Source organism: Actinosynnema mirum DSM 43827 (assembly GCF_000023245.1).
GTDB classification, from domain to species: domain Bacteria; phylum Actinomycetota; class Actinomycetes; order Mycobacteriales; family Pseudonocardiaceae; genus Actinosynnema; species Actinosynnema mirum.
Genome location: NC_013093.1, coordinates 6,132,501 through 6,145,559, shown reverse-complemented (window position 1 = coordinate 6,145,559; position 13,059 = coordinate 6,132,501). Strand labels below are relative to the sequence as shown.

At 73.0% G+C, this 13,059-nt stretch carries 14 protein-coding genes (1 of these 14 cut by a window edge); 8 read left to right on the top strand and 6 right to left on the bottom strand.

The window, feature by feature from the left end; translation table 11 throughout:
* Window positions 1–1,038 (bottom strand): SDR family NAD(P)-dependent oxidoreductase, encoded by a 1,038-nt coding sequence (locus AMIR_RS25565; RefSeq protein ID WP_015803863.1) that lies wholly within the window; start codon window positions 1,036–1,038, stop codon window positions 1–3.
* 197 nt (window positions 1,039–1,235) lie between these two features.
* Here AMIR_RS25565 and AMIR_RS25560 point away from each other — a divergent pair, with 197 nt between their 5' ends.
* The 8 genes from AMIR_RS25560 (at window position 1,236) to AMIR_RS25525 (ending at window position 7,878) form a co-directional block, all read left to right on the top strand.
* Complete coding sequence (locus tag AMIR_RS25560; protein WP_015803862.1) at window positions 1,236–1,952, top strand: helix-turn-helix transcriptional regulator; 717 nt, start codon at window positions 1,236–1,238, stop codon at window positions 1,950–1,952.
* Entirely contained in the window at window positions 1,949–3,394 is a 1,446-nt protein-coding gene (gene sufB / locus AMIR_RS25555) for a Fe-S cluster assembly protein SufB (RefSeq protein WP_015803861.1), read from the top strand. Before AMIR_RS25560 ends, sufB begins: the two co-directional genes overlap by 4 nt.
* A 1-nt stretch (window position 3,395) precedes the next feature.
* A complete protein-coding gene (gene sufD / locus AMIR_RS25550; protein ID WP_015803860.1) occupies window positions 3,396–4,568 on the top strand; it encodes a Fe-S cluster assembly protein SufD in 1,173 nt (390 codons plus the stop codon).
* Window positions 4,565–4,891: a Rieske (2Fe-2S) protein gene (locus AMIR_RS25545; protein ID WP_015803859.1), complete on the top strand. Its 327-nt coding sequence runs from the start codon at window positions 4,565–4,567 to the stop codon at window positions 4,889–4,891. Before sufD ends, AMIR_RS25545 begins: the two co-directional genes overlap by 4 nt.
* Before the next feature lie 37 nt (window positions 4,892–4,928).
* A complete protein-coding gene (sufC, locus tag AMIR_RS25540) occupies window positions 4,929–5,702 on the top strand; it encodes a Fe-S cluster assembly ATPase SufC (RefSeq protein WP_015803858.1) in 774 nt (257 codons plus the stop codon).
* A 63-nt stretch (window positions 5,703–5,765) separates the two neighbouring features.
* Complete coding sequence (locus AMIR_RS25535; RefSeq protein ID WP_015803857.1) at window positions 5,766–7,043, top strand: cysteine desulfurase; 1,278 nt, start codon at window positions 5,766–5,768, stop codon at window positions 7,041–7,043.
* Window positions 7,043–7,486 carry a Fe-S cluster assembly sulfur transfer protein SufU gene (gene sufU / locus AMIR_RS25530; RefSeq protein ID WP_015803856.1) on the top strand — a complete coding sequence of 148 codons (444 nt, stop codon included), beginning with the start codon at window positions 7,043–7,045 and terminating at the stop codon, window positions 7,484–7,486. The genes AMIR_RS25535 and sufU overlap by 1 nt, the downstream gene beginning before the upstream one ends.
* 38 nt (window positions 7,487–7,524) lie before the next feature.
* A complete protein-coding gene (locus AMIR_RS25525) occupies window positions 7,525–7,878 on the top strand; it encodes a metal-sulfur cluster assembly factor (RefSeq protein WP_049797186.1) in 354 nt (117 codons plus the stop codon).
* An 84-nt stretch (window positions 7,879–7,962) separates the two neighbouring features.
* Here the strand turns inward: AMIR_RS25525 and AMIR_RS25520 are convergent, their stop codons facing one another.
* From AMIR_RS25520 to AMIR_RS42900, 5 genes are all read right to left on the bottom strand, one after another.
* On the bottom strand, window positions 7,963–8,376 hold the full coding sequence (locus AMIR_RS25520; RefSeq protein WP_015803854.1) for a CBS domain-containing protein: 414 nt from the start codon (window positions 8,374–8,376) through the stop codon (window positions 7,963–7,965).
* Window positions 8,377–8,447: 71 nt separating this feature from the next.
* The gene (locus AMIR_RS25515; RefSeq protein ID WP_015803853.1) at window positions 8,448–9,569 is read right to left on the bottom strand and encodes a carboxylate-amine ligase; all 1,122 of its coding nucleotides are present in this window, start codon (window positions 9,567–9,569) and stop codon (window positions 8,448–8,450) included.
* Window positions 9,570–9,782: 213 nt separating this feature from the next.
* Complete coding sequence (locus tag AMIR_RS25510; protein WP_015803852.1) at window positions 9,783–11,480, bottom strand: GGDEF domain-containing protein; 1,698 nt, start codon at window positions 11,478–11,480, stop codon at window positions 9,783–9,785.
* Between the two features lie 42 nt (window positions 11,481–11,522).
* Window positions 11,523–12,602, bottom strand: coding sequence for a lycopene cyclase family protein (locus AMIR_RS25505; RefSeq protein WP_015803851.1), 1,080 nt, complete (start codon window positions 12,600–12,602; stop codon window positions 11,523–11,525).
* A 3-nt stretch (window positions 12,603–12,605) separates the two neighbouring features.
* On the bottom strand, window positions 12,606–13,059 hold the 3' portion of the coding sequence (locus AMIR_RS42900) for an MASE1 domain-containing protein (protein ID WP_280956245.1). Its footprint extends 953 nt past the window's final position; the window shows 454 of its 1,407 coding nt (coding positions 954–1,407); its start codon lies beyond the right edge, outside the window — the gene reads right to left on this strand; it ends in the stop codon at window positions 12,606–12,608.

Sequence of the window (13,059 nt, the reverse complement as noted above, 5' to 3'; positions counted from 1 at the left end):
CTAGTCGCGCGGTTCGGACACCAGCCGCTCGCTGAGCGCCCGCACCGCAGCCGCCACCTCGGGCCGCGTCGCCGCCCGCGCGGGCCGCGCCACCCGACCGCGGGCCCCGACGACGATCCCGGTCCGCCCGGCCAGCCCCGGATCGGTCGCGGCCACGACGGTCGACCGCGCCGCCGCCTCCGCCGACCCGGAGGTGGACCGCGCGAACACCCGCCCCAGCACCGGCCACAGCGCCCGCAGCGCCGGGTGGACGATCCGCGGGTCGGCCATCGTCCGCCCGCTCAGGTCGGTCGACGCCCCGCCGGGGTCGGCCGCGAGCACCGCGACCCCGGTCCCGTCCAGCCGCTTCGCGAGGTCGAGCGAGTAGGCGAGGTTCGCGAGCTTGGCCCGCCCGTACCGGTGGAACCCGTAGTACCCGCCACCCGGCTCGACCCCGTCGAACCGCCGCCCGCCCAGCGCGACCGCCGCCGACGTCACGTTCACCACCCGGCTCGGCGCCCCGGCGACGAGCGCGGGCAGCAGCAGCTCGGTGAGCAGGTAGGGCGACAGGTGGTTGAGCACGAACGCCCCCTCGACCCCGCCGAACTCCCGCCGCTCCACGAAGAACCCGCCGACGTTGTTCACGAGCACGTCGAGCGGCCCCTCGTCGACCAGGACCCCGGCCAGCTCGCGCACCCGCGCGAGCGAGGTGAGGTCGGCCCGCAGGAACCGCGCCGAGGGCGCACCGGGAACCTCCACCCCGGCCGCCGCACCGGCACCCGCCGCCCCGACCGCCCGAGCCGCCGCCGCCTCCCGAGCCGCCGCCGCCTCCCGAGCCGCCGCCGCCTCCCGAGCCGCCGCCGCCTCCCGAGCCGCCGCCGCCTCCCGAGCCGCCGCCGCAGCCTGAGCCTCAGCGTCGATCCGCTCGACCGCCGCCGCGCCCCGCCCGGCGTCCCGCCCCACGACGGTCACCGCGAACCCGGCCCGCGCCAGCCCCACCGCCGTCCCCAGCCCGATGCCCCCGGTGCCCGCCGTGACGACGGCCCGCCTCGCGCCCATGTCCCCTCCACCTGACCGGATGAACTATCCGCTTCAGGTCGGGACGCTAGCACGAGGCGGATAATCAATCCGATTCGACTTCCGCACCCCCGCCCGACACGCCGCCCACCCCGGCGAACCCCCAGCTCAGGACCCCGCCCTCACCCCCGCTCGAACCCGGTTTTGCACCCCCGCCCTAAATAAGCAACACTGGTGTTGTGAAAAACGCCGGGGCCTTCGAAGCCGCCGTGCCCCAGGGGCACGACGGTCGGACCCGGCACATCGTGGCCCGACTGCTGCTGGAGCAAGGACCCATCACCGCCGCCTCGGTGGCGGAGCGGGTCGGCATCAGCCAGGCCGCGGTGCGCAGGCACATCGACGCGCTGGTCGCCGACGGCGAGGCGACCGGCCGGGAGGCGCCCAGGCGCGGCCAGCGAGGTCGCGGCAGGCCCGCCAAGCTCTTCCAGCTCACCGAGCAGGGGCGCGCCCGCTTCGGGCACGCCTACGACGACCTCGCCGTGGCCGCGTTGCGGTTCCTCGCCGAACAGGGCGGGGAGGAGGCGGTACGGGCCTTCGCCGAGCGCCGGGTGCACGCACTCGTCGACCGGCACCGCCAGGCCATCGTGGAGCAGTGCGAGCCCGCCGAGCGGACCAAGGCCCTGGCCGCCGCGCTGAGCAGGGAGGGCTACGCTGCCTCGGCGCGCGCCGCCGGGGCGGGCGAGCAGCTCTGCCAGCACCTGTGCCCGGTCGCGCACGTCGCCGCGGAGTTCCCGCAGCTGTGCGAGACCGAGACGGCGGCCTTCGCCGACCTGCTCGGCACGCACGTGCAGCGGCTCGCCACCATCGCGAGGGGCGACGCCGTCTGCACCACGCACATCCCGAAGAGCAGCACCCCGAACACACCCCGCGACCCACATGGAGGGGAGCCCGCATGACTGCCGCTGCCGAGCAGCGAACCACCACGGTCCCGCTCACCCAGGAAGAGACCCTGGCGAGCATCGGGAACTACGAGTTCGGCTGGGCCGACTCGGATGTGGCAGGCGCGAGCGCCCGTCGTGGTTTGAACGAGGACGTCGTCCGGGACATCTCGGGCAAGAAGAACGAGCCCGAGTGGATGCTCGAGTACCGGCTCAAGGCGCTGCGGCTGTTCGACCGCAAGCCCATGCCGTCGTGGGGCTCCGACCTGTCGGGCATCGACTTCGACAACATCAAGTACTTCGTGCGCTCCACCGAGAAGCAGGCCGCTTCCTGGGAGGACCTGCCCGAGGAGATCAAGAACACCTACGACCGGCTCGGCATCCCCGAGGCGGAGAAGCAGCGCCTCGTCGCGGGCGTCGCCGCCCAGTACGAGTCCGAGGTCGTCTACCACCAGATCCGCGAGGACCTGGAGGAGCAGGGCGTCATCTTCCTGGACACCGACACCGGTCTCAAGGAGCACCCCGAGCTCTTCAAGGAGTACTTCGGCTCGGTCATCCCGGCCGGCGACAACAAGTTCTCCGCGCTGAACTCCGCGACCTGGTCCGGCGGCTCGTTCATCTACGTGCCCAAGGGCGTCCACGTGGACATCCCGCTCCAGGCCTACTTCCGGATCAACACCGAGAACATGGGCCAGTTCGAGCGGACGCTGATCATCGTCGACGAGGACGCCTACGTCCACTACGTCGAGGGCTGCACCGCCCCGATCTACTCCTCCGACTCGCTGCACTCCGCGGTCGTGGAGATCGTCGTGAAGAAGGGCGGTCGCTGCCGCTACACGACGATCCAGAACTGGTCGAACAACGTCTACAACCTGGTCACCAAGCGGGCCAAGGCCGAGGCGGGCGCGACCATGGAGTGGGTCGACGGCAACATCGGCTCCAAGGTCACCATGAAGTACCCGGCCGTGTACCTGATGGGCGAGCACGCCAAGGGCGAGGTCCTCTCGATCGCGTTCGCCGGCGAGGGCCAGCACCAGGACACCGGCGCGAAGATGGTCCACATGGCCCCGCACACCTCCTCGACCATCGTGTCGAAGTCGGTGGCGCGCGGCGGCGGCCGGGCCTCGTACCGCGGCCTGGTCCAGGTCAACAAGCGGGCGCACCACTCCAAGTCCACGGTCAAGTGCGACGCGCTGCTGGTCGACACGATCAGCCGCTCCGACACCTACCCGTACGTGGACGTCCGCGAGGACGACGTGGCCATGGGCCACGAGGCCACCGTCTCCAAGGTGTCCGAGGACCAGCTGTTCTACCTGATGTCGCGCGGCCTCAACGAGGACGAGGCCATGGCCATGATCGTGCGCGGGTTCGTCGAGCCCATCGCGCGCGAGCTGCCCATGGAGTACGCGCTGGAGTTGAACCGCCTGATCGAGCTTCAGATGGAAGGGGCCGTCGGCTGACATGGCCGTCACCACCGAAGAGCAGCACGGCCTGACGGCCCACTCGCACGGCGCGGGAACGCTGGTCACCTCGCGCGCCGACCACTTCACGTCCTACGACGTGGCGGCGTTCGAGGTGCCCGGCGGGCGCGAGGAGATCTGGCGCTTCACCCCGCTCAAGCGCATGGCCGGCCTGCACAGCGGGGCCGAGGCCACCGGCGCGGCCACCGTCGAGGTCGACGCGCCCGAGGCCGTCAAGGTCGAGACCGTGGGTCGCGACGACGAGCGCCTCGGCGCCGCGGGCGTCCCCGGCGACCGGGTCGCTGCCCAGGCGTGGTCCGCGTTCGCCCAGGCGACCGTGATCACCCTGCCCGGCGACACCGAGCTGGCCCCGACCACCGTGACCGTCACCGGCGCGGGCGAGGGCCAGGTCGCGTACGGCCACGTGCAGGTGCGCGCGGACAAGTTCGCCAAGGCCGTCGTGGTCCTGGACCACCGGGGCTCCGGCGCGTACGCCGACAACGTCGAGATCGTCGTCGGCGACGGCGCGGACCTCACCGTCGTCACCGTGCAGGACTGGGCCGACGACGCGGTGCACGTCTCCACGCACCACATCCGGCTCGGCCGCGACGCCAAGGTGCGGCACACCGCCGTCACCCTCGGCGGCGACCTGGTCCGGCTCACCCCCCTCGTGTCCTACGCGGACCGGGGCGGCGACGCCGAGCTGCACGGCCTGTACTTCGCCGACGCGGGCCAGCACCTGGAGCACCGGCCGTTCATCGACCACTCGGTGCCGAACTGCCGCAGCAACGTCGTCTACAAGGGCGCGCTGCAGGGCGAGGGCGCGCACACCGTGTGGATCGGCGACGTCCTGATCCGCGCGGCGGCCGAGGGCACCGACACCTACGAGCTGAACCGCAACCTGGTCCTCACCGACGGCGCCCGCGCCGACTCGGTGCCGAACCTGGAGATCGAGACCGGTGAGATCGAGGGCGCGGGCCACGCCAGCGCCACCGGCCGGTTCGACGACGAGCAGCTGTTCTACCTCCAGGCCAGGGGCATCCCCGAGGACCAGGCGCGCAGGCTGGTCGTCCGGGGCTTCTTCCACGAGATCCTGCTGAAGATCAGCGTCCCCGAGGTGCGCGAGCGCCTCGAGGCCGCGATCGAGGCGGAACTGGAAGCCGTGGGCGTGTGACCGCCGTCCGGGTGTGCTCGCTCGCCGACCTGACCGACCGCGTGCCGGTCGCGTTCCAGGTCGGCGACGAGCAGGTCCCGGTCGTGCTGGTCCGGCAGGGGGACGCCGTGCACGCGCTGCGCGACGAGTGCAGCCACGCCGCGATCTCCCTCAGCGAGGGCGAGGTGACCCGCAAGGGCATCGAGTGCTGGCTGCACGGGTCGTGCTTCGACCTGGCCACCGGCAAGCCCTCCTCGCCGCCCGCGTCCGACCCGGTCGACGTGTTCGCCGTGGAACTGCGCGGTGGTGACGTCCACGTGGACGTCACCACCACCACCAACTGACTTCGCACTGCCTCACCAGGAGAACTGAGAACAGCTCATGGCCACTCTGGAGATCAAGGACCTGCACGTCTCGGTCGTCGCCGACGAGACGACCAAGGAGATCCTCAAGGGCGTCGACCTCACCATCAACGCCGGTGAGACCCACGCCATCATGGGCCCCAACGGCTCCGGCAAGTCCACGCTGTCCTACGCCATCGCGGGCCACCCGAAGTACCAGATCACCTCGGGCACCGTCACCCTGGACGGCGAGGACGTCCTGGAGATGAGCGTCGACGAGCGCGCCCGCGCGGGCCTGTTCCTCGCCATGCAGTACCCGGTCGAGGTGCCCGGCGTCTCGATGTCGAACTTCCTGCGCAGCGCCGCCACCGCCGTGCGCGGCGAGGCCCCGAACCTGCGCCACTGGGTCAAGGAGGTCAAGGGCGCGATGTCCGAGCTGGACATCGACCCGGCCTTCGCCGAGCGCTCGGTCAACGAGGGCTTCTCCGGCGGCGAGAAGAAGCGCCACGAGATCCTCCAGCTGGGCCTGCTCCAGCCGAAGATCGCGATCCTGGACGAGACCGACTCGGGCCTCGACGTGGACGCGCTGCGCGTGGTGTCCGAGGGCGTCAACCGCTACAAGGCGTCCAACGAGGTCGGCGTCATGCTGATCACGCACTACACCCGCATCCTCAAGTACATCTCGCCCGACTTCGTGCACGTCTTCGCGGGCGGCCGGATCGTCGAGTCCGGCGGCCCCGAGCTGGCCGACCAGCTCGAGTCCGAGGGTTACGTGAAGTACACCGGCAAGCAGGAAGCCGCGAGCATCGCCTGACGTTCCACCGGGGGAGACCCCTTCACCGGGGGAGACCCCAGACCGAGAGGAGGCGTCGGAGCCGTGACCACCACCGCTGCTCCGCTGGACGTCGAAGTCGTGCGCGCGGACTTCCCGATCCTGGGCCGCACCGTGCGCGAGGGCAAGCGGCTGGTCTACCTCGACTCCGGCGCCACCTCGCAGCGCCCGAGCCAGGTCCTGGACGCCGAGCGGGCGTTCCTGGAGACCGCCAACGCCGCGGTCCACCGCGGCGCGCACCAGCTGGCCGAGGAGGCCACCGACGCCTACGAGGACGCCCGCCGCAGGATCGCGGGCTTCGTCGGCGTCGGCGTCGACGAGGTCGTGTTCACCAAGAACGCGACCGAGGGCGTCAACCTGGTCGCGTACGCCATGGGCAACGCGGCCACGGCGGGCCCGGAGGCCGAGCGCTTCCTGCTGGGCCCCGGCGACGAGATCGTCGTGACCGAGATGGAGCACCACGCCAACCTGGTGCCGTGGCAGCAGCTCGCGCTGCGCACCGGGGCCACGCTGCGCTGGCTCGGCGTCACCGACGAGGGCAGGCTCGACCTGTCGAACCTGGACGAGGTGGTGAACGAGCGCACCAAGGTGCTCGCGTTCACCCACCAGTCCAACGTGCTCGGCACGGTCAACCCGGTCGCCGCCCTCGTCGCCGCGGCGGCGCGGGTCGGCGCGCTGACCGTGCTCGACGCCTGCCAGTCCGTGCCGCACGCGCCCGTCGACTTCCGCGCCCTCGGCGTGGACTTCGCCGTCTTCAGCGGCCACAAGATGCTCGGTCCCTCGGGCGTCGGCGTCCTCTACGGCCGCCGCGCGCTCCTGGAGGCGCTGCCCCCGTTCCTCACCGGCGGCTCCATGATCGAGATGGTCGAGATGGCCCGCTCCACGTTCGCCCCGCCGCCGCAGCGGTTCGAGGCGGGCGTGCCGATGACCTCGCAGGCCGTCGCGCTCGGCGCCGCCGTCGACTACCTGAACGCGGTCGGCATGGACCGGGTCGCCGCGCACGAGCACGAACTGGTCGCCGCCGCCCTCAGCGGCCTGGCGGCCATTCCCGGCGTGCGCGTGGTCGGCCCCACCGACCTCGCCGACCGGGGCGGCGCGGTCTCGTTCGTGGTCGACGGGGTGCACGCGCACGACGTCGGCCAGGTCCTGGACAGCCTCGGCGTCGCGGTCCGCGTCGGCCACCACTGCGCGTGGCCGCTGCACCGCAGGATGAACGCCGCGGCCACCGTGCGGGCCAGCTTCTACCTCTACAACACGCAGGGCGAGGTGGACGCGCTGCTGTCCGCCGTCCGCGAGGCGCAGAAGTTCTTCGGGGTGGCGTGATGCAGCTTCAGCAGATGTACCAGGAGATCATCCTGGACCACTACAAGAACCCGCACGGCCGCGGCCTGCGGGACCCGTACGACGCCGAGTCCCACCAGATCAACCCCACCTGCGGCGACGAGGTCACGCTCAGGGTGAAGCTGGACGGGCCGCTCGTCGCCGACGTCTCCTACGACGGCCAGGGCTGCTCGATCAGCCAGGCCGCCACGTCCGTGCTCACCGACCTGGTGGTCGGCAAGCCGGTCGAGCAGGCCATGGGCAAGCTCGACGCGTTCGTCGAGCTGATGCAGGGCCGCGGCCAGGTGGAGCCGGACGAGGACGTGCTGGAGGACGGCATCGCGTTCGCGGGTGTGGCGAAGTACCCGGCGCGCGTGAAGTGCGCGCTGCTGGGCTGGATGGCTTTCAAGGACGCGGTTTCCCGCAGCGAGGGAGCGAAGTCGTGACTTCATCGGAGCAGGACGTGGTCCGCGGCGTCGAGGGGATGCCGGAGCCGCCCGCGCCCAAGGCCGGGATCGCGGCGCTGGACGACGTCGAGGAGGCCATGCGCGACGTGGTCGACCCCGAGCTCGGCATCAACGTGGTCGACCTCGGCCTGGTCTACGACATCAGGGTGGACGAGAACAACACCGCCCTGATCGACATGACGCTCACCTCGGCGGCCTGCCCGCTGACCGACGTCATCGAGGACCAGACCAGGTCCGCGCTGGTCGGCGGCGTCGGCGGCGGCATCGTCGACGACTTCCGCATCAACTGGGTGTGGATGCCGCCGTGGGGCCCGGAGAAGATCACCGACGACGGCCGCGACCAGCTGCGCGCCCTCGGCTTCACGGTCTGAGCGCACCCGAGCGCACCGCTCGAACGCCCGGAGGGCGGCTCCCCGAACGCGGGGAGCCGCCCTCCTCGCGTCCGGGGCGGCGGGCTAGTCGGAGTAGACCCGCTCGATGAACTCGGCGAGCTGGTCGTCGTCCAGGTGCTTGGCCAGGTCGGACTCGCTGACCATGCCCACCAGGCGGTGGTTCTCCAGCACCGGGATGCGCCGGATCTGGTTGACCTCCATCGTCTCCAGCACGTCGGTGATGTCGGTGTCCGCGTCCACCCAGTGCAGGTTCCGCGCGAGCTGACCGGCCCGCATGTCGGCGGGGGAGATGCCCGCCGCGACGCAGCTGATCACGATGTCCCGGTCGGTGATGATGCCCTTGAGCTTGTCGTCGCTCCCGCAGATCGGCAGCGAGCCGACCTTCATGTCCCGCATCATCACCGCCGCCTCCTCCAGCGTCTGGTTGTCCTGCACGCACATCACGCCCGCGTGCATGATCTCTCGCGCGGTGGTCATGGCCGTTCCTCCCGGTGGGTGAGCCTGCGTCCGCAGGATGCGCCCCGTTCGGCCGAACCGCGCCCCGAGTCCTACGTCCGGGTGGTCAGCAGCTCCACCACGTCGGTGAACTCGCCCCGCCTGCGGTACGCCTTCCGCTGCCTGGCCGCGCCGCCGCCGTCCCGCAGCAGCCTGGCCACGCCCTCGACCACGAGCTCGGTGTCACCGGCCGCGTCCAGCGCCGCCCCGCACCACCGCAGCAGCCCGCCGACCTCCTCGGCGAACGGCACCGGCACCCCGCTCAGCGGGTCCACCGCCGCCCCCTCCGGCCCGTGCCGCGCCGCCTGCCACAGCGCCACCCGCAGCAGCCGGTCCGACACCCGAGGCGCCGCCTCGCCGGACAGCGCGGTCGCCGCGATCGCCCGCACCAGCGCCGCCAGCACCACGGCCTCCTCGACCGTCGCCGCCACGTCGCACACCCGCAGCTCCACGGTCGGGTGGTTCGCGGACAGCCGGACGTCCCAGTAGACCATCCCGTCGTCCAGCGCCGCCCCGCTCGTGCGCAGCAGGTGCGTGGCCAGCCGGTAGTCCTCCACCGAGTCGAACCACGGCGGCGGGCCCGCCGACGGCCACGGGTTCCACACCACGTGCCGCCAGCTCGCGTACCCGGTGTCCCTGCCCTCGTGGAACGGCGAGTTCGCGCTCAGCGCCAGCAGCACCGGCAGCCAGCGCCGCAGGTGGTTGCTGATCACCAGGCCCTCGGACGGCGACGGGATGCCCACGTGCACGTGGCACCCGCAGATGGTCAGCCCGTCCACCAGCGCCCCGTACCGCTCCATGATCCGCCGGTAGCGCGGGTGGTCGGTCAGCGGCGGCGGGTGCTCGCCGCCCAGCACCGGCGCGCCCGACGCGACCAGGCGCGCCCCGTGCGCCGCCGCCCGCCTGGCCAGCGCCGCGCGCGCCGCGAGCAGCTGCTCGCGCACCTCGGAGGCCGTGCGGCACACCGCCGTCGCGCTCTCCACCTGGTACTGCGTCATCTCGGGCTGGAGATCGAGCCCCCGGTCGGGCGGCCCGGAGAGCACCTGCGGACCCAGCGGCACCAGCTCCCCGGTGACCTCGTCCACCAGCAGGAACTCCTCCTCGACCCCGATGGTCAGCGCTGTCCCGGACCCGGAACGCGGAATCGGCAGCGCGGTGACGTCGACTTCGCTCACCAGAAAGACCTCCCCCGTGCGGTGGGTAGTCACCCTGATGCTAAGAGTGACCGCCGGGGTTGGGGAGTGGCATCGGAGCGAAATTCACCCCTCCGCTGTCGAACACCGGTGGCGGTCCCACCATCAGGGGGAACGCCATCGCCGTTAACACGTCGATAATCCAACCGAGGGTTGTTCGCGGGCGTTCTCCCGCAGGGTGGGACCCGGCCCGGCTCAGCCGACCGCGAGGTGCGGTCCGCCGCGCAGCACGTCCACCCGGTCCGTGCCCGGCCTGCCCAGCACCCAGCTCGACCCGCTCAGCGACTTCGCCTGCCGCTTGAGCGGGGCCAGCAGCCGGGACACCTCGCGGTACGAGCCCACCGACCCGGTCGCGCACACCAGCGTCGCCAGCGACAGCGTCACCCGCAGCCCGTCGACGCCGAACTCCGAGTCCAGCACCCCGGCCCCGAACCCGATCAGCTCGTCCAGGCCCGCCACCAGCAGGAAGTCGTCCCCGCCCACGTGGCCCACCCGCACCGTCGACAGCCCGGCGACCCCCTCGGCCAGCCGCCTGCCCACCGCGCGGATCAGGTCGTCGCCCGCCGCGAACCCGGCCCGGTCGTTCACGCCCTTGAACGAGTCCACGTCCAGCCAGCCCACGGCGAACACCTCGCCCGCCAGCACCCGCCGCTCCACCTCGCGCGCGATCGACTCGCTGCCCGGCAACCGGGTCAGCGGGTTCATCGACGCCGCCTGCTCCACCTTCAGCTCGGCGACCCCGCGCACCACGTCCGCCACCCGCACGACGCCGAGGCACTTGTCGTCCTCGTCCACCACGACCAGGTCGTCGTTCGCCCGCTCCCGGTCCCCGTGCGTGACGACCTCCAGCAGCTCCAGCGCGCTGAACCGCGCCCCCACCGCCCTCGGCCGGTCCGCGAGCCGCGACGCCTCCCGGTTGGCGTGCAGCGCGTGCCCGAACGGCCCGGTCACCGCGAGCAGGAACCGGTTGCGCTCCAGCGTCCACGACGGCCTGCCCCGCCCGTCGACCAGCACCACACCGGTCACCGACGGCTGCGCGGCCAGGACCTCCCGCACCTCCTCGGCGGTCGCCGTCTCGGGCAGGGTGGTCGCCGGGTGCAGGAAGTCGGTCACGCTCGGCCCGGCCAGCCGCAGGTTCGGCGTCGTGCGCGCCACCGCCTCCGGGTCCGCGGTCTCGGCGAGCGCGGACGGGATCGTCGCCGCCACGTCCGGCCGCCGCCGCGCGGGCGCCAGCAGGTCGCCCTGCGCCATCCGCACCCCGGCCCGCCGCAGCGCGGCCAGCTGCGCCTCGGTCTCCACGCCCTCGGCCACCAGCACCGAGCCGGTCTGCTCGCACACGCCCAGCAGCGCGGTCAGCAGCGCCGCCCGGCCGCCGTCGTCGGGGAGGCCGACGACGATGCCCCGGTCCAGCTTGAGCTGGTCCGGGGCCACGTCGGTGAGCAGCGCGAGCGGCACGTCGCCGTCGCCCACCCCGTCCAGCGCCACCCGCACGCCCGCGTCCCGCAGCCACCGCACGCCGGCCAGCAGCGCCTTGCGCGGGGTGCGCGTGTACGGCACGCCCAGCTCCACCACCAGGCGGTCGGGGGAGCGGCCGACCTCGTGCAGCGCGCGCAGCAGCGGCTCCAGCTTCTCCGGCTGCTCCGCGACGGTCATCGACATGAGGTTGACGTGCAGCGGCAGCCCGAACTCGTGCTCGGCCGCGTGCCGGACCGCGCGGCAGGCGAGCGCGACGTCCGCGTCCACCAGGTGCCCGGCGCGGAACGCCGCCTGGAGCAGGTCGAGCGCGGTGCCGTCGTGCGGCCGGGCCAGGGCCTCGACCGCGACGACCCCACCGGTGTTCAGGTTGAACAGGGGCTGGAAGGCGAATCGGACATCGTCCAGCAGGGCAGGCACGCCCCCGATCCTCCCCCTATGCCCGGCGTTTGCCGAGGGGGTTCACCCGCTGTTCAACAAGCTTTGGCCGAAGAACACCGAACCCGCCAGCGAGGCGCGCACCCGCCAGGGGGAGGACCGGAACAAGATCAACATTGTGGAGGTGAGTCCGCGCAGGTCATCGCGGTGCGAGAGGTACTCCCGCTGGTTCTCCACCGGCAAGTGGAAAAACCGGTGAAAGAATTCCGGGATTTCCCGAGGGGCCAGCGACAGCAACGCGGTGAGACCGCGCAGTCGCAGCGCGTGCACCATTCTCGTCTCCTGCGTCCACAGCACCTCCGGCCCCTCGCCCGCCGCGAGCGCGTCCGCCACCACCGGCGCCAGCCGCAGCGCGGTCGCCACCCCGTACCCCGTCGCCGGGTGCACCAGACCGCCGCCCGCGCCGAACCCGTCCTCGGCCTTCGGCGCGTCCAGCGGGATGCGCACCCGCTCCTCGGCGGACGGCATCCGGACGCCGTGCGCGTCCAACCGCGACCGCAGCCGCAACCGCAGCTCCGCCAGCGGCAGACCGGGCGCGCGGGCGAGCGAGGTCTCCTCCAGCAGCACCCGGTCCGGGCCCAGCGGCACCGCGTACAGGAACGTCGGGTCGCCCGTGGTCGCGGACGGTGGACGGCGCCAGTCCATGATCACCGCCTCGCCGGGGGCGACGAACGGCTCAGCCTCGGCCTGGCTCACCACCACGCCCACCGCGGTCTGCGCCGCCCGGCCACCCCGCGACCCGGTCGCGTCCACGACCCGCCGAGCCCGCAGCACCCGGCCGTCCGCCAGGCGCACCCGGCCCTCCGCGCGCGCGATCACGCGCGCGCGGAGCACCTCGACCTCGGGGGGGAGCTCCCACAGGCGGGCGTTGTCCAGCACCGAGTACTCGCGCTCCAGCACGTGCTCGGCCGTGGAGAACGCCCGCGCGCGCGACCGCGTCACCACCGGCGTCCCCTCGGGCAGCTCGTCCGACCACGCCGCGTACGTGGCCCGCCACGGCCGCTCGGGACGCGGGTCGACCAGCGACACCTCAAGCCCCCGCCGCGCAGCCGCACCCGCCAACGCCCGCCCGGCCGGACCACCACCCACCACCAGGACGTCCACGGTCTACCGACCGTCCAGACCGGGGCGACCCGTGCGATCGGACCGGTCGTCCTCGCCGGGGCGGTCGGACCGGTCGTCCGCACCGGGGCGGTCGGTGGGGGAGTCCACGTGACCGGTCCCGTCCACCGGACCGGGCTGGCCGGGCTGACCGGGCTGACCGGGCTGACCGGGCTGGCCGGGGACGTCGGCCTGGCCGGGGGTGCTGGTCCGGCCGGGGACGTCGGCCTGGCCGGGGGCGCCTGCCCGGCCGGGGGGAGCCGCCCCGCCGCTCCCGCCCGCCGGGCCTGCCTGCCCGTTCCCGCCGGTCAGGTCCGCGCGGTCGCTCCGACCGCTCCCGCCGACCCTGCCGCTCCCGCCGCTCCTGCCGACCCCGCCGCTCCCGCCGACCCCACCGCTCCGAACGCCCCGGCCGTCCCGCCGCTCGTCCGCGATCCCGCCACTCAGCCGGAGTGGCTGG